This is a genomic window from Paraplanobispora takensis (genome assembly GCF_016863195.1).
GTDB lineage: Bacteria > Actinomycetota > Actinomycetes > Streptosporangiales > Streptosporangiaceae > Planobispora > Planobispora takensis.
Window position 1 is genome coordinate 221,863 of the sequence record NZ_BOOK01000016.1, and the last position, 15,110, is coordinate 236,972.

Here is a 15,110-nt window from a genome sequence, read left to right on the forward strand (position 1 = left end):
ACCGGACCGCCCCCGCCCCGGACCGTCCCCCGATCGCCCCGCCCCGGACCGTCCCCCGATCGCCCCGCCCCGGGCCGCCCCCGCCCCGGGCCGCCCCCGCGCCGGCCCGGGACCGCGCCGCGGTCAGGGTGTGGATCAGAGCGTGGATCAGGTCGTGTTCAGCGCGAGGGTGGGGGACATCCGCGCCGCGCGCGCCGCCGGGTAGATCCCGGCCACGGTGCCGACCAGCAGCGTCGCCGCCAGCCCTCCGGCCAGCGCCCAGGCCGGGACCACCGCGGGCAGGTCCCGCACGGCCGCGTAGCCCACCGTGATCGCCGCCCCCAGCGCCGCGCCCGCCGTACCGCCCATCGCGGACATCAGCAGCGACTCGGTCAGGAACTGCCCGCGGATCTGCCCCCGGGTCGCGCCGAGGGAACGGCGCAGCCCGATCTCGCGGCGGCGCTCCAGCACGGAGATGACCATGGTGTTGGCCACCCCCACCCCGCCGACCAGCAGGGCCACCGCGCCGACGCCGAGCAGCAGCGTCGTGAACGCCCCGTCGGCCGCGGCCTTGGCCTCCAGCGCGTCGGAGGGCCTGCTGACCTCGACCTCCTCGGGGTTCTCCGGGCTGACGGTCCTGGGCAGCACCTCCCGCACCGCGCCGACCGACTCGTCGTCGGACCTGGTGTAGATCGTGGTCGGATGCCCGTCGAAGCCCAGGTACTCCGCCGCGGCTCCGAAGCCGACGAGCACCGCGGGATCGATCTCCGGGGCGAGGGCGGACGGCTCCAGGATCCCCACGACCGTCCACCACCTGCCGTCGATCAGGATCTGGTCGCCCTCCCGCACGCCCAGCCGCTGCGCCGCGGTCGCGCCGAGCACCGCCGCGCGCTGGGCCGCCGTGGCCCCGTTGAGCCACACGCCCCGCGCGACCCGGATCCGGAGGGTGGCCGGCAGATCGAGCGAGGCCGCCTGGACGCCGAGGCCGCTGGTCTGCACCCGGGGGATCCTGTCGGTCCGCCACACGCTCTCACCGGTGGCGCCGGTCGCCCCGACCGCGGTGACCGGGCCGATCCTGGAGGTCATGGCGATCGACTCATGCGGCAGCTGCGCCTCCTCGCCGAACATGGTGTCGCCCGGGGTGACGGTGAGCAGGTTGGTGCCCAGCCGGTCGAGCTCGCCCAGCAGCCGCGCCTTGCTGGAGGAGGAGATGCCGACGACCGCGACCATGGTGGCGATGCCGATCGCGATGCCCAGCGCGGACAGGATCACCCGCGCCGGCCGGGTCCGCAGCCCCGAGGCCCCGGCCCGCAGCAGATCCGCCCAGCCGAGCCGCCCGGGGACCAGGTCCCGCCCGGCCCTCCTGCGCCGGGGTCCGGAGTGGTCCGGCGCGGCCCGCCGGGGCTCCTGAGGATCTCGTACGGCGCCCGGCCCGGCGTGGTCCGGTCGTAGCAGGCTCATCCCGTGCCTCCCGGAGGCGTCCTGTCGTCGGCGACGATCCGGCCGTCGCGGAGCCGGATCCTGCGCGGCGCCGCCGTCGCCACCTCGTCGTCGTGGGTGATGATCGCGACGGTCGTGCCGGCGGCGTTGAGCTCGCGCAGAACGGCCAGCACCTCGCCGCCGGAGACGGTGTCGAGGTTGCCGGTGGGCTCGTCGGCCAGCAGCAGGGACGGCTCCCCGGCCACGGCCCTGGCCACCGCCACCCGCTGGCGCTCCCCGCCCGACAGCTGGTCGGGCCGGTGGTCCAGCCGGTGCCCGAGCCCGACCCGTTCCAGCGCCGCCGCGGCCCGCCGCCGCCGTTCCCGCCTCGGGGTCCCGGCGTACAGCATGCCGTCGGCGACGTTGTCGAGCGCGCTGACGCCGTCGGCGAGATGGAAGTGCTGGAAGACGAACCCGATGTGCCGGGCCCGCAGCGCCGACAGCTCCCGGTCCGTCAGGCTCCCGACGTCGTAGCCGGTGATGGAGACCGTCCCGGCCGAGGGGCGGTCCAGGGTCCCGATCAGGTGCAGCATGGTGGACTTCCCCGACCCCGAAGGGCCCACGATCGCGACGAGCTCCCCGGCGTCCACCCGCAGATCCACTCCGCGCAGGGCCCGGACCCCGCCGGGATAGCTCTTCTCCGCGGCCCGCAGCTCGACCACGGGGGTCGGCGGCCCGGCGGGGGCCATGGTTTCGGCCGCGCCGCCGGTCGCGCCGCCGGTCGGGCCGCTCACAGGTGTCCCCGTCATAGCTTCGGGACCTCGACCTTCATGCCCTCGGCCAGCCCGGCACCGGACACCTCGACCCGGCCGGCCGCGAACAGGCCCGTCTCCACCGCGACGACCCGGCCGTCGGCCAGGCGCACGCCGTACCCGCCCTCGCTCAGCGCGAGCAGGGCCTCGACCGGTACGGACAGCACGTCCTGGTGCTCGTCGGTGCTGAGGTTGACCGTGACGGGGGCCTGGTCGAGGCGGCCGAGCTTCTCGGCGCCGTCCAGCCTGATCTCCAGGTCGATCGTGGACTCGCCGGTGGGCCGGCCGTTCTCCTCGACCGGCTCGGCGACCGCGCCGACCTCGCTGATGCGGCCCTTGACGGAGCCGCCGCCGGGCAGGTCCACCGTCACCCGGGCGCCGACCCTGGCGAACTGCTGGCCTTCGGCGGCGAGGTCGACGTGCACGGTCCGGCGGGTGCTCGTGACGGCCACCACGGACCGCCCGGCGGCCGTCCCCGTCTCCGCGGTGACCTCGGCGATCCTGACCGGACCGGCGGCGACGGCGATCTGGGCCGCGTCGACCGTCCCGGTCTCCTCCAGGCCCGCGTCGTCCTGCCACTCCCGTACGGCCCGCTCGGTCAGCCAGGAGAAGTCCTCGTCCACCGTGCCCGGGTCGTAGCCGAGGGCCTTGAGGTTGCGCTTCAGCTGGCGCACGTCCTTGCCGTCGGCAGAGGTCGACAGCGTGCGGTAGAGCGGGATGTCGCCGTACATCAGGACCACCGGCCTGCCGTCCACCCGGTAGAGCCAGCCGCCCCGCCGTACGACGCTCCCCTCCTGCCGCGTCCGGGTGACCGTGCCCCCGGCGTGGTTGGGCAGTGCTCGGCGGTCCGAGTATCCGAGCGTGCCGTCCACGGCCTCGGTGTCGACCAGGTCCGAGCGGGTGACCTCGGCGGTCGCCGTGGAGGCGGTGGCGGAGGCCGCCGCGGTCCCCCCGTCCCGGCCGGTCAGGGTGAGCACCGCCGCTCCGCCGCCGGCGAGCAGGACGGCCGCGGCGGCGCCGGTGATCACCCTGCCGCGCCTCACGGCCGCTTGCCCGTCATGCCGGGCAGGTACTTCTCGCACGCGGCCTGCGCCTTCTTGAACTGCGGGGAGTCCGGGTTCAGCCCGGGGCCGCCGATCCTGACCCCGCCGCCGGAGAAGTCGGGGTCGGGCATGTCGACGCCGTTCTCCCGCATGCAGCGGACGAACTGCAGCATCGCCTTCTGTGCCCCGGGGTCGTCCTTAAGGCTTTTCCCGAGCTTTGTCGGCGCATACTTCTGGCAGGCCTTGTGCGCTTTCTCAAGCGTATTCCTGTCACCCTTCGCCTGTATCCTCACCGGGCCGCCGCCCGGCTCGGGATCGGGCATGTCGACGCCGTGCTCGCGCATGCACTGGGCGAACTTCACGCCGTCCGCCTGCGACGACGCCGAAGGGCTCGCCGAGGCGGCCGGGCCGCCCGCCGAGGCGACCTCGGCCTTCGGGGCCTGCCCGCAGGCGGCCAGCGCGGCCAGCGAGACGAGCGCCACCGCCGTTCTTGCTCTTCTCATCTCCGTTTCCTTCCCGTCGCCACAGATGAAACGGGAAGGCGGTTAAACACGCGTTAAGCGGATTTCTTTAAACAGCGCTTATTCCGGCTCGGGGCCGGGGAGGCGGCGGCGCCCGGAGATGTGTAATGTTCTGGCAAAACGCCGTAGCACGAGGGGGCGGCGATGTCGGATATCGCACCGCTGCGGCCGGGGGATCCGCCGCGGCTGGGGAACTTCGAACTGAGGGGAAGGCTGGGTGAGGGCGGGCAGGGAGTCGTCTACCTGGGGGAGTCCGAGGAGGGTGAGCGCGCCGCCGTCAAGCTGCTGCACGTGCGCTTCACCGGCGAGGCCCACGCCCGCTCACGCTTCGCGCGCGAGCTGGCCGCGGCCCGGAGGGTGGAGGCCTTCTGCACTGCCCGCGTGCTCGACGCCGACCTCGACGGCGAGACGCCGTACATCGCCAGCGAGCTGATCGAGGGACCGTCGCTGCGCCAGGTCGTCGAGCGCGACGGGCCGCTGGAGGGGGAGGCGCTGACCAGGCTCGCCATCGGCACGGTCACCGCGCTCGCCGCGATCCACCACGCCGGGATCGCGCACCGCGACTTCAAGCCGGACAACGTACTGCTGGCCGCCGACGGCCCCCGGGTCGTCGACTTCGGCATCTCGAAGATCATCGACGAGAGCGGGACCATCACCACCCGCGCGGTCGGCACCCCGGCCTACATGGCGCCCGAGCAGATCGCCGGGGAGCGGGTCGGCTTCGCCGCCGACGTGTTCGCCTGGGGATCGACGATGATCTTCACCGCCACCGGCCGGTCCCCCTTCGGCAGGGAGACGATCGTGGCGACGCTCAACCGCGTCGTCAACCACGAGGCCGACGTGAGCGGTCTGCCCGAGGACCTGCGCCCGATCGTCGCCGCCTGCCTGACCAAGGACCAGAACCGCAGGCCCACCGCCGACGAGGTGCTCAGGCGGCTGCTGGGCCACCCCGCTGAGGACGCCGAGGTCTCCGACGAGGTGCTGGCCGAGGGCGTCCAGGCGGCCACCGTCGACCTGACCCAGACGGACGGGCCCGCCCGGTCCGGCCGGCGCCGCCCGCTGATGCTGACCGGCCTCGCGGCCGCCGGCGTGGCCGCGGCCGTCGCGCTCATCCAGCTGGGGCCCACGTTCGGCGACGGCGTCAAGCCGACCCCCACCCCCGCGCCCACGCCGTCCGCCACCCCGACGCCCTCCACCGGCTCGGCCCTGCTCGACCGGATCAGGGAGACCGGGCAGCTGAGAGTCGGGTATCGCAAGGGCTTGCCCGGGGTCGCGCACAGCCCGCGTGAGGGTGATCCGCTCGAAGGCTTCGAGATCGACGTGACCAAGCGTATTGCCGAGGAGCTCGGCGTGCCCGAGGACGGCCTGAAGTTCGTTGCCGTCGGCCAGGACGAGCGCGCGTCGGCGCTGGAGCGCCGGCGGGTCGACATCGTCATCAGCACTTTCTCCATCACCGGCCAGCGGGCCGCCCAGGTTGCCTTCGCAGGGCCGTACTACCTGGCCCACCGGGACATCCTGGTCCGCGCCGGCGCCGGGATCACCAAGGTGGAGCACCTGCGAGGCAAGGTTGTCTGCGTGCCGCCGGGCTCGACGGCCGCAGCGGCGCTCAGAGATAAGGGGATCACCTTCGAGACCGTCGAAGGTGACATGTCGCGATGCGCGGAGAAGGTGTCCGACGGCAGCGCGGACGCCCTGGTCGGCGACGATCTGGTGATCGCCGGGTTCGGGGCCCGTCGCGAGGGCCTGAAGATCGTCGGGGCGAAGCTCACCGATGACCGGTACGGCATCGGGCTCCGGCTGGGTGATCCGGTCGCCTGCGAGAAGATCAATGAGATCATCGCCGGCGCGTACCGCGAAGGGGCGGTCAAGCAGTGGCTTGCCCGCCACTTCGCCGCCGTGGACTTCCGTTACGAGACCAAACGGCCCCGGCCGGAGGGCTGCCGCTGAGACGGCGATCGGAACCCTTCACCGGGCCGATCGCCGCTCACCGGCGCCGATCCGCGCCCCTCCGCCGCTCGCCGTACCGGCGCCGGGAGGGGTCACGGAAGGCCGCGTGATCCTTGCCGGGGCGGGGTCAGGAGGGGCGCGTGTCTTCGGGGTGCAGGAGACCGTCAGGAAGGCCGCGTGCTCCTCAGTCCGTGTGGAGGTGAGGTCGGGAGGGGTGCGCTCCTCAGGTCGTGCGGAGCGGGGTCGGGAGGGGTGCGTTCCTCAGGTCGTGCGGGGCGGGGTCAGGAGGGGCAGGTGGTTCCGTTCTCGGGGACCTGGCCTTCCAGGAGGTAGGCGTCCACGGCCTTCTTCGTGCAGGCGTCGCCGGAGGTGTAGGAGCCGTGGCCCTCGCCCTTTCGGGTCACCAGGACGGCCTCCTTGAGCTGCTCGGTCAGCTCGGGGGCCCACTCGTAGGGGGTCGCGGGGTCGCCGGTGGCGCCGACCACCACGATCGGGGTCTCGGCGCCGGTGGCGTCGATCTTCTTGGCCTCGTCGCTGCCGGGGACCGGCCAGGCCGAGCAGATGGTCCCCATGCCGCCGTTGCCGAACAGCGGGGAGATCTTCAGCGCCTCCGTCTCGGTGCGGGCCAGCTCCGTCTCGTCGGGCCGCTCGGCGGTGTCCACGCAGCTGATCGCGGGGAAGCTGCTCATGATGGTCGAGTAGGAGCCGTCGGGGGAGCGCTGGGTGTAGCTGTCGGCCAGCAGCAGCAGTCCTCGCCCGTCTCCCTGCAGCGCCATGCCCAGCGCCTGGTCGAGGAAGGGCCAGGTCTGCTCCGAGTAGAGGGCCTCGGCGATGCCGGTGGAGGCCAGTCCCTGGGTGAGCTGACGGCCCTCGACCGCCAGGGGCTGGGCGTCCAGGTCGTCGAGGAGCTTCTCGACGTTCTTGTTCGCCGTGGCCAGGTCGGACCCGGTCTCGCACTGGCCGGCGTCCTTGACGCAGTCCTTCAGGAAGGACTCGTAGGCCTGCTGGAAACCGGCCGTCTGGATCAGCGCGGTCTCCCTCAGGGACGCGCTCGGGTCCAGCGGGGCGTCCAGCACCATGCGCCCCACCTTCTGCGGGAACTTGGTGGCGTAGACCGCGCCGAGCTGCGTGCCGTACGAGAAGCCGAGGTAGTTGAGCTTCTGGTCGCCCAGCGCCCCGCGGATCCGGTCCATGTCCTGGGCGGCGTTCACGGTGCCGATGTACGGCAGGACCTCGCCGGAGGTGGTCTCGCAGGCCTGGGCGAAGTCCTTGATCGTCTTCTCGGACTCCTCGCGCTCGGCGGCGTCGTAGGGCGGGCCCTCCAGGGCGGTGAAACGGTCCATCATGTCGGTGCCGCCGCAGCGGACGCCGGAGCTGCGCTCCACCCCGCGCGGGTCGAAGCTGACCAGGTCGTAGCGGGCGTTGAGGGTTCCGAACGCCTTGGCCGCCTGGGCCAGGGTGTCGACCCCCGAGGCGCCGGGGCCGCCGAAGTTGAACAGCAGGGAGCCGATCCGCTCACCCGGCCCGGTGGCCTTGACCCGCACGAGAGCGATATCGATCTTCTTGCCGTCGGGGTTCGCGTAGTCGAGCGGGACGGAGAGCGTGCCGCACTGCAGGCTCTTGTCCTGCGCGGGCGGGCTCTGGCCGTCGGGATATTTGATGTCGGTGCACGTCCCCCAGGTGACGGCGCCCTGCACCTCGGGCGTCTGCGGCGCGGTGGTGCCCGGGGCCGCGTCACCGCTCCCGTCGCTCCCGCTGCAGGCCGTCAGTCCGGCCGACAGGGCCACCGCCGTGACGGCCGCCAGAATCCTTCGCACGATGTGCTCCCCTCGAAATCGCTCGCATCGCTCGCAGGGGAAGAGATTCAACCCTAACCGGGCGGGGTCTTCGAATCGAAGGCCCCGCCCGGCCGAATCTCAGAAGCCCATCGACTGGGTGTCGTTGCTCTCGGCGCCACCGGCCTCGGTCACGCCGTTCTTGAGGTGGTAGCGGGAGATGGCCTCGCGCAGCACCTCCGAGTCCAGCTCGCCGCGCCGGACGAGCTGGGTGAGCACGGCCAGGGTGATCGAGGCCGCGTCCACGTGGAAGTGGCGGCGCAGCGCCGAACGGGTGTCCGACAGGCCGAAGCCGTCGGTGCCCAGCGAGGACCAGTCACCCGGCACCCACTGGGCGATCTGGTCCTGCACCGCGCGCATGTAGTCGCTGACGCCCACGAACGGGCCCTGGGCCTGCGACAGCGCCCGGGTCACGTACGGCACGCGCTGCTCGGCGTCGGGGTTGAGCAGGTTGTGCTCCTCGGCCGCCAGCGCCTCGCGGCGCAGCTCCGTCCAGGAGGTGGCCGACCAGACCTCGGCCGCCACGCCCCAGTCCTCGGCGAGCATCCGCTGGGCCTCCACGGCCCACGGGCCGGCCACGCCGGAGACCAGGATGTTGGCCTTCGGGCCGGAGACCCCCTCGGGCGCCGGAGCGAAGCGGTACAGGCCCTTCAGCAGGCCGTCCACGTCGAGGTTCTCCGGCTCGGCGGGCTGGAGGTAGGGCTCGTTGTAGACGGTCAGGTAGTAGAAGACGTCCTCCGGCTGCTCGCCGTACATCCTGCGCAGGCCGTCGCGGACGATGTGGCCGATCTCGAAGGCCCACGACGGGTCGTAGGACACCGCCGCCGGGTTCGTCGAGGCGATCAGCGGGGTGTGGCCGTCCTCGTGCTGCAGGCCCTCGCCGTTCAGGGTCGTACGGCCCGCCGTGGCGCCGAGCAGGAAGCCGCGGCCCATCTGGTCGCCCATCTGCCACATCTGGTCGCCGGTGCGCTGCCAGCCGAACATCGAGTAGAAGATGTAGATCGGGATCATGTGCTCGCCGTGCGTGGAGTACGACGTGCCGGCGGCGACGAGCGAGGCCATCGAGCCCGCCTCGCTGATGCCCTCGTGCAGGATCTGACCCTCGGTCGACTCCTTGTAGGACAGCAGCAGCTCCCGGTCCACGGCCTCGTAGGTCTGGCCGTGCGGCGAGTAGATCTTCGCGGTCGGGAAGATCGCGTCGAGACCGAAGGTGCGCGCCTCGTCCGGGATGATCGGCACGAAACGGTGGCCGATCTCCTTGTCGCGCATGAGGTCCTTGAGCAGGCGGACGAACGCCATGGTGGTGGCGACGTTCTGCTTGCCGGAGCCCTTCTTGAGCTGCGCGTAGGCCGCGTCTCCGGGGAGCGCGATCGGCTTGGCGCGGAGCACGCGCTTGGGCAGGACGCCGCCCAGGGCCGCGCGGCGCTCCTTCATGTAGGCGATCTCGGGGTCGTTCTCGCCCGGGTGGAAGTAGGGCGGCAGGTCGGCGTCCAGCGCCGAGTCCGGGATCGGCAGGTAGAGCCGGTCGCGGAACTCCTTCAGCTCGGCCTTGGACATCTTCTTCATCTGGTGCGTGGCGTTGCGCGCCTCGAAGTCCTTGCCCAGCGTCCAGCCCTTGATGGTCTGGGCGAGGATGACCGTCGGCTGGCCGACGTGCTCGCGGGCCGCCTTGAAGGCCGCGTAGACCTTGCGGTAGTCGTGGCCGCCGCGCGACAGCTTGCGGATGTCGTCGTCGGTCAGGTGCTCGACCATCTTGCGCAGGCGCGGGTCGCCGCCGAAGAAGTGCTCGCGGATGTACTCGCCGCTCTCGACGGAGTAGGTCTGGAACTGGCCGTCGGGGGTGGTGTTCATCTGGTTGACCAGCACACCGTCGACGTCGGCGGCCAGCAGCGGGTCCCAGTCGCGGCCCCAGACCACCTTGATGACGTTCCAGCCGGCGCCGCGGAAGTAGGACTCCAGCTCCTGGATGATCTTTCCGTTGCCGCGTACGGGGCCGTCGAGGCGCTGCAGGTTGCAGTTGATGACGAAGGTGAGGTTGTCGAGCTCCTCGCGGGCGGCGATGCCGATCGCGCCGAGCGACTCCGGCTCGTCCATCTCGCCGTCGCCCAGGAAGCACCAGACGTGGCTGCGGCTGGTGTCCTTGATCTGGCGGTTGAGCAGGTAGCGGTTGAACCGCGCCTGGTAGATCGCGCCGATCGGGCCCAGGCCCATGGAGACCGTGGGGAACTCCCAGAAGTCCGGCATGAGGCGCGGGTGCGGGTAGGACGGCAGGCCCTTGAAGCCGTGCGACAGCTCCTGGCGGAATGCGTCGAGCTGGGCCTCGTTGAGGCGGCCCTCCAGGAAGGCGCGGGCGTAGATGCCGGGTGCGGCGTGTCCCTGGAAGAAGACCTGGTCGCCCGACTCGCCGTGATCCTTGCCGCGGAAGAAGTGGTTGAAGCCCACCTCGTAGAGCGACGCGGCGGAGGCGTAGGTGGCGATGTGGCCGCCGACGTTGGTGCGGGCGTTGGCCCGGGTCACCATGACCGCCGCGTTCCACCGGATGTAGGCGCGGATCCGCCGCTCGACGTGCTCGTCGCCGGGGAACCAGGGCTCACGCTCCGGGGGGATGGTGTTGATGTAGTCGGTGCTGCGCAGGCCGGGCACGCCGACCTGGTGCTCGCGGGCCCGCTCCAACAGGCGGAGCATGAGGTACCGTGCCCGGGTTCGACCCTCCGTCTTCACGACGTTGTCGAGCGACTCAAGCCACTCCTGGGTCTCGCTGGGGTCGACATCAGGGAGCTGACTGGGTAGGCCGTCGCTGATGATCGAGAAACGCTGGCGTCCGGAAGCCACTGGGTCTCGCCTTCCGAGAATGGACTTTTGTCTGGTGTAGGTCACCTTCCATCCTGGTCGCTTACTCCGGAAAGTGCATCTCTACTGACCGGTAACCAGGATGTCCCTGCTGGCAGGGGGAGAACAGTGGCCTAGACCACCGATGGTAGGACGAATCAACATCAAAGGTTACATCGGGGCGCCTCTTTTCTGGAGAGCGCAGTCGTACGAACCTGGAGATGCCCGAACTCGTCATGTTCAGAGCTCGTCATGTTCAGAGGGAGGCACAAGGGATGCGTGCGGCAGTGGGCGACCAGATCGTGGTGCACGGTCACACGACCGGCCACGGAGACCGGCGGGGCGAGATCGTCGAAGTGCGCGGAAGCGGGGGAGAACCCCCCTATCTGGTCCGGTTCGACGACGGGCACACCGGCCTGGTGTTCCCCGGGCCGGACGCCGTCGTCGTCCCGGCCTCCCGCGGATCGTAGGATTTGACATGTGAGATCTCAGACGATCGAGGTGGTGACCGGTTCCCATGAGCGGGTGCACGACATCACCTTCGAGTGCGAGAGTTTCGTCCGGTCGTGCGGGGGCGACGGCCTGCTGCACGTCTTCGTGCCGCACGCGACGGCGGGGGTCGCGCTGATCGAGCTCGGCTCGGGCAGCGACGACGACCTGCTCGCGGCCCTGAAGGACCTGCTCCCGGCCGACGACCGATGGAAGCACGCACACGGATCCCGGGGGCACGGCCGGTCGCACGTCATGCCCGCCCTCATTCCTCCGTACGCCACCGTCCCGGTTCTCGCCGGGCGTCTCGCGCTGGGCACCTGGCAGTCCATCGCCGTGGTCGATCTCAATGTCGACAATCGCGAACGCCAGGTGCGGCTGTCATTTTTGTCGGACTAATTCATGCGTAGCCCAGTCGTTGCCGTGGCGACCGTTGACGACTGAGGGTCACAGCGTGTGGACTGTGCCGAAGCACTGTGAGCACCGTGTAAGGACGGGGCCGTCGAAGCAGGAGGGATAAACGTGAGCGCGACCGCGGGTCAGGCGCAGGGCGAACGCAGCCTGGCCGAACGACTCGGCCTCAAGCCGGGTCAGGTGGTGCAGGAGGTCGGATGGGACGAGGACGCCGACGACGATCTGCGCGACTCCATCGAGGAGCTGACCGGTAACGAACTGGTCGACGAGGACTACGACGACGTCGTGGACGTCGTGCTGCTGTGGTGGCGTGACGGGGACGGCGATCTGTTCGACGCGCTGAGCAGCGTGGTGACCAACCTGACCGACGGTGGCCAGATCTGGCTGCTCACTCCCAAGGCGGGCCGCGAAGGCCACGTGGAGCCCAGCGACATCGGTGAGGACGCCACGACTGCGGGTCTGTCGCAGACCAGCAGCATCAGCGCCGCTCCCGACTGGTCGGGCACGCGCCTGGCCACGCCCAAGGCGCGCCGGTAGGACCGGCGAGGTCCGGTCCGCCCTGCCGTACGGCTCGCGCGAGCCGTACGGCAGGATGACGGTGTCCGCCCGTCACCCGCGTGAAAGGACCAGCGACATGGCGGTCGAGGTGGGCTCCCCGGCACCGGACTTCGAGCTGAGAGATCAGCACGGCGCTCCGGTCAGGCTCTCGGACCTCCGGGGGCGGAAGGTCCTGCTGGTCTTCTACCCCTTCGCCTTCAGCAACGTGTGTCACGGCGAGCTGTCCGCGATCCGCGACGAGCTCGCCGGCGGCGGCCTGCCGCAGGACGTCCGCGTTCTCACCGTCTCCGTCGACTCCGTCTTCGTCCAGCGCGCCTGGGCCGACCAGGAGGGCTACGGTTTCGCCATGCTCTCCGATTTCTGGCCGCACGGACAGGTGGCGCGGGCGTACGGTGTGTTCGACGATGACAGGGGCATCGCGATGCGGGGCACCTTCGTCATCGACGGCGAGGGCGTGGTCCGCTGGCGTGTCGTGAGCCCGATCCCGGAGGCACGCGACATGGCCGAGTACCGCAAGGTGCTCGCCGAACTTTCCTAAGCCGTGATCCGGCGGACGCGCGACCCGTGACCGCCGGTCTCGACCCATCGGAGGCGATCATGCCCTGCTTCTCGTGCGGGGCCCGGCAGACCGACCCGGTCCGTGGCGCCAGCCCCTGGAAGCGCGGGGTGCGCCAGGAGACCCAGGTGCTCATCTGCCCGGACTGCCAGCGCACCCACGACCTCGACCTCGACACCTGCACCGCGTGCGGCTCCATCGCGCTCATCTGCCGGCTCGGCGAGGTGGAATGCCGCTCCTGCGGGGCGGTACGGCTCGCGGGCAGCCGCCCGGAGAACCCCGCACGGCCCGACGGCCTGGCCGACGAGGTCGCCGCCGCCCTCGACCGCGTGCTCGGCCGGCTGACCTCCCACGCCTGAACCGTCCTGTCCGTGATCCGGACGGCCTATGCCGCCGACGGTCCGGCTGGGTTAGGGTAAGTCGGCACAAACAGGGCATGCAGCCGATGTCGCGCTGCTCTTCGCCCGGGGTGCACACCGGTGATCGTGAAGAGGGCTGGATGAGCATTCGTGGTGACCGTCATGGTGATTGCCATGGTTGCCGTGGTTGCCGTGCCTGCAATGGTGGCCGTCATGGCGGCTGTCTGCGCCGGAGGCGCTTCGCGGGCGGGCGTGTGATGGTGCTCTGCGCTGGAGGCGCTTTGTGAGCGGCCGTATGGTCGTCGGTGTCGGAGGCGCTTCGTGAGTGGGTGTGCGGCGGTCGTCGATGTCGGAGCCGCTTCGTTGAACGGCCACGTGGTGGCCGCGGATGTCAGGGGGACCTCGTGAGCGACTATGTGGTGGCCGTCGACGTCGGGGGCACCTCGATGAAGGGCGGCGTCGTCACGCGCTCGGGCGAGGTCGCCGCGACCGACCGCCGCCCCACCGGCCGCGAGGGCGGCCCGGGCACCGTGGTCGCCACCATCCGCTCCTTCGTCGGCGACCTGGCCGCCCGGGGCTCCGCGCTGTTCGGCGCCGGGCCCGCGGCCGTCGGCATCGCCGTCCCCGGGCTCGTAGACGACGCCACCGCCACCGCCCTCTACGCGGCCAACCTCGGCTGGCGCGACGTGCCCGCGACGGACTTCGTGCCTCTGGACGTGCCCGCCCTGCTCGGCCACGACGTGCGCACCGGCGGCCTGGGCGAGAGCGTGCTCGGCGCCGGCCGGGAGCTGTCCGACTTCCTGTTCCTGCCGATCGGCACCGGCATCGCCGGCGCGATGATCATCGCGGGCGAGCCGTACGCCGGGATCTCCGGCTGGAGCGGCGAGATCGGCCACATCCCGGTCTTCCCCGACGGCGAGACGTGCGCCTGCGGCCAGACGGGGTGCCTGGAGACCTACGCCTCCGCCTCGGCCGTCGGCCGCCGCTACTCCGCCCGCGCGGACCGCCCCGCCACGGCGAAGGAGGTCGCCGCCCTGACCGTCGCCGGCGACCCGGTCGCCACGGCGGTGTGGGACGAGGCGATCGAGGCCCTGTCCCTGGCCCTGGCCACCTACACCCTCCTGCTCGACCCCTCCGCGATCGTCCTGGGCGGTGGCCTGGCCGAGGCGGGCCCCCTGCTGTCCGACCCCCTGTCCGAACGCCTCGCCAAACGCCTGGCCTTCCGCTCCGCACCCCCGCTGCGCCGCGCCGTCCTGGGCGTCGACGCCGGCATGCTCGGCGCCTCCCTGCTCGGCTGGCGAGCCGCCGGAGTCCGGGACGCGGGCGCGTCGTGGACGCTGGATGTGCCGACAACCCCCATGGTGTCGTAAGGTTGTGTCCGCCTGTTCCGTAAGGAACCTCCCGGGCGCTTAGCTCAGCGGTAGAGCGCTCGCCTTACAAGCGAGATGTCACTGGTTCGAACCCAGTAGTGCCCACCACGATGCCCCTGACCTGCTTTGGCAGGCCAGGGGCTCTGTATTTTCAGGGAAGGCGCCCGGTGTTCGCCGCTTGGTGACATCTCGCTTCATCGGCGAGTGCTCCATACGATGAGGCGAGGGCTGGTCCTGGCGAACGTAACCTGCTTCAGGCGACCTTGACGGAGTGCGGGCCGACGCTGATCGTCACGTTGAGGTGCCCGCCCAGCGCGGTCGCATAGGCGCGGAGGGTTTCCAGCCCCATGGCGTCGAGATCGCCGTTTTCGATCTGGGAGACCCGTGACTGGGAGATGTCGAGCGCGGCGGCGACATCGGCCTGGGTTTTGCCGAGAGACTTGCGCAGTTCCTTCAGATGGTGGCCGGCCACGTAGGCATCCAGCTCGGCTTCAGCGGCGGCCTGCCGTTCCGGGGTCGCCAACTCCGGATGGAGCCGGTGAGCCTCGGCCTTGACCTCCTGCCAGCGGCGCGCAGGGCTCATCGCCTGTCCTCCTCGGCCTTCTCGGCCTTCTTCGCGCGGTACTCCACATAGCGGGACTTGGTCAGGGGGATGGCCTCGTCATACCAGCGAGACCACTTACCCGCCTTGTCCCCGGCCACGAGGAAGATCGCTTCTCTGTCGGGGAGGCGGTCAATGGCCTTCTCGATGAGGGCTGCGGAGTCAGGATCGCTCTCGCAGAGCTTGAGGAACCAGGACTCCACGGGCTCCAGTAGGAGGATCTCCCAGGGCACCTCCAAAATATAACCTCTGACTCATATTTTGTCTGGGGATTGGCTGGATACACGAGCGCTGGGCAAGGTGAGTACAGCTCTGGTCGGCGGCGCTGGAGCCGCTGAACCGGCTCATCTCTACTGGGTCAGCGCCGACGAACTCCAG

The 15,110-nt window shown here is 71.0% G+C and carries 15 protein-coding genes and 1 tRNA gene; 8 read left to right on the plus strand and 8 right to left on the minus strand.

Annotated elements, in window-relative coordinates:
* Positions 1-147: 147 nt before the first annotated feature.
* Genes Pta02_RS12595 through Pta02_RS12610 form a run of 4 tightly spaced genes read right to left on the minus strand, consistent with a single transcriptional unit; the run spans position 148 to position 3,756 of the window.
* A complete protein-coding gene (locus tag Pta02_RS12595; protein ID WP_203874943.1) occupies positions 148-1,440 on the minus strand; it encodes an ABC transporter permease in 1,293 nt (430 codons plus the stop codon).
* Positions 1,437-2,147 carry an ABC transporter ATP-binding protein gene (locus Pta02_RS12600; protein WP_203875032.1) on the minus strand — a complete coding sequence of 237 codons (711 nt, stop codon included), beginning with the start codon at positions 2,145-2,147 and terminating at the stop codon, positions 1,437-1,439. The genes Pta02_RS12595 and Pta02_RS12600 overlap by 4 nt, the downstream gene beginning before the upstream one ends.
* A gap of 56 nt (positions 2,148-2,203) precedes the next feature.
* Positions 2,204-3,253 (minus strand): peptidoglycan-binding protein, encoded by a 1,050-nt coding sequence (locus tag Pta02_RS12605; RefSeq protein ID WP_239130338.1) that lies wholly within the window; start codon positions 3,251-3,253, stop codon positions 2,204-2,206.
* Positions 3,250-3,756 (minus strand): hypothetical protein, encoded by a 507-nt coding sequence (locus Pta02_RS12610; RefSeq protein WP_203874944.1) that lies wholly within the window; start codon positions 3,754-3,756, stop codon positions 3,250-3,252. The genes Pta02_RS12605 and Pta02_RS12610 overlap by 4 nt, the downstream gene beginning before the upstream one ends.
* A gap of 162 nt (positions 3,757-3,918) precedes the next feature.
* Here Pta02_RS12610 and Pta02_RS12615 point away from each other — a divergent pair, with 162 nt between their 5' ends.
* On the plus strand, positions 3,919-5,721 hold the full coding sequence (locus tag Pta02_RS12615; RefSeq protein WP_203874945.1) for a serine/threonine-protein kinase: 1,803 nt from the start codon (positions 3,919-3,921) through the stop codon (positions 5,719-5,721).
* 281 nt (positions 5,722-6,002) lie between these two features.
* Here the strand turns inward: Pta02_RS12615 and Pta02_RS12620 are convergent, their stop codons facing one another.
* Together Pta02_RS12620 and aceE are read right to left on the minus strand one after the other, a co-directional pair.
* Positions 6,003-7,538, minus strand: a complete 1,536-nt coding sequence (locus Pta02_RS12620) for an alpha/beta hydrolase (protein WP_203874946.1) — start codon at positions 7,536-7,538, stop codon at positions 6,003-6,005.
* 99 nt (positions 7,539-7,637) lie between these two features.
* Positions 7,638-10,433, minus strand: a complete 2,796-nt coding sequence (gene aceE, locus Pta02_RS12625; RefSeq protein WP_507763416.1) for a pyruvate dehydrogenase (acetyl-transferring), homodimeric type — start codon at positions 10,431-10,433, stop codon at positions 7,638-7,640.
* Positions 10,434-10,660: 227 nt separating this feature from the next.
* Between aceE and Pta02_RS12630 the strand changes: the two genes are divergently transcribed.
* The 7 genes from Pta02_RS12630 (at position 10,661) to Pta02_RS12660 (ending at position 14,239) form a co-directional block, all read left to right on the plus strand.
* On the plus strand, positions 10,661-10,855 hold the full coding sequence (locus Pta02_RS12630; protein ID WP_203874947.1) for a DUF1918 domain-containing protein: 195 nt from the start codon (positions 10,661-10,663) through the stop codon (positions 10,853-10,855).
* Positions 10,856-10,865: 10 nt separating this feature from the next.
* A complete protein-coding gene (locus Pta02_RS12635) occupies positions 10,866-11,273 on the plus strand; it encodes a secondary thiamine-phosphate synthase enzyme YjbQ (protein WP_203874948.1) in 408 nt (135 codons plus the stop codon).
* 123 nt (positions 11,274-11,396) lie between these two features.
* Positions 11,397-11,825, plus strand: coding sequence for a DUF3052 domain-containing protein (locus tag Pta02_RS12640; protein WP_203874949.1), 429 nt, complete (start codon positions 11,397-11,399; stop codon positions 11,823-11,825).
* Positions 11,826-11,922: 97 nt separating this feature from the next.
* Entirely contained in the window at positions 11,923-12,384 is a 462-nt protein-coding gene (locus Pta02_RS12645; protein ID WP_203874950.1) for a peroxiredoxin, read from the plus strand.
* A 59-nt stretch (positions 12,385-12,443) separates the two neighbouring features.
* Entirely contained in the window at positions 12,444-12,761 is a 318-nt protein-coding gene (locus Pta02_RS12650; protein ID WP_203874951.1) for a hypothetical protein, read from the plus strand.
* A gap of 404 nt (positions 12,762-13,165) precedes the next feature.
* Positions 13,166-14,131 carry an ROK family protein gene (locus Pta02_RS12655; RefSeq protein ID WP_203874952.1) on the plus strand — a complete coding sequence of 322 codons (966 nt, stop codon included), beginning with the start codon at positions 13,166-13,168 and terminating at the stop codon, positions 14,129-14,131.
* A gap of 33 nt (positions 14,132-14,164) precedes the next feature.
* Positions 14,165-14,239: transfer RNA gene (locus Pta02_RS12660), tRNA-Val, on the plus strand.
* A 145-nt stretch (positions 14,240-14,384) separates the two neighbouring features.
* Here Pta02_RS12660 and Pta02_RS12665 read toward each other — a convergent pair.
* Together Pta02_RS12665 and Pta02_RS12670 are read right to left on the minus strand one after the other, a co-directional pair.
* Entirely contained in the window at positions 14,385-14,714 is a 330-nt protein-coding gene (locus Pta02_RS12665; protein WP_203874953.1) for a helix-turn-helix domain-containing protein, read from the minus strand.
* The gene (locus Pta02_RS12670; RefSeq protein ID WP_203874954.1) at positions 14,711-14,965 is read right to left on the minus strand and encodes a hypothetical protein; all 255 of its coding nucleotides are present in this window, start codon (positions 14,963-14,965) and stop codon (positions 14,711-14,713) included. The genes Pta02_RS12665 and Pta02_RS12670 overlap by 4 nt, the downstream gene beginning before the upstream one ends.
* Between the last annotated feature and the right edge of the window lie 145 nt (positions 14,966-15,110).

Coding starts and splice junctions, on each gene's coding strand:
- Pta02_RS12615 (WP_203874945.1), top strand. CDS start 3,919: ATGTCGGATATCGCACCGCTGCGGCCGGGGGATCCGCCGCGGCTGGGG.
- Pta02_RS12610 (WP_203874944.1), bottom strand. CDS start 3,756: ATGAGAAGAGCAAGAACGGCGGTGGCGCTCGTCTCGCTGGCCGCGCTG.
- Pta02_RS12665 (WP_203874953.1), bottom strand. CDS start 14,714: ATGAGCCCTGCGCGCCGCTGGCAGGAGGTCAAGGCCGAGGCTCACCGG.
- Pta02_RS12630 (WP_203874947.1), top strand. CDS start 10,661: ATGCGTGCGGCAGTGGGCGACCAGATCGTGGTGCACGGTCACACGACC.
- Pta02_RS12595 (WP_203874943.1), bottom strand. CDS start 1,440: ATGAGCCTGCTACGACCGGACCACGCCGGGCCGGGCGCCGTACGAGAT.
- Pta02_RS12645 (WP_203874950.1), top strand. CDS start 11,923: ATGGCGGTCGAGGTGGGCTCCCCGGCACCGGACTTCGAGCTGAGAGAT.
- Pta02_RS12650 (WP_203874951.1), top strand. CDS start 12,444: ATGCCCTGCTTCTCGTGCGGGGCCCGGCAGACCGACCCGGTCCGTGGC.
- Pta02_RS12600 (WP_203875032.1), bottom strand. CDS start 2,147: ATGGCCCCCGCCGGGCCGCCGACCCCCGTGGTCGAGCTGCGGGCCGCG.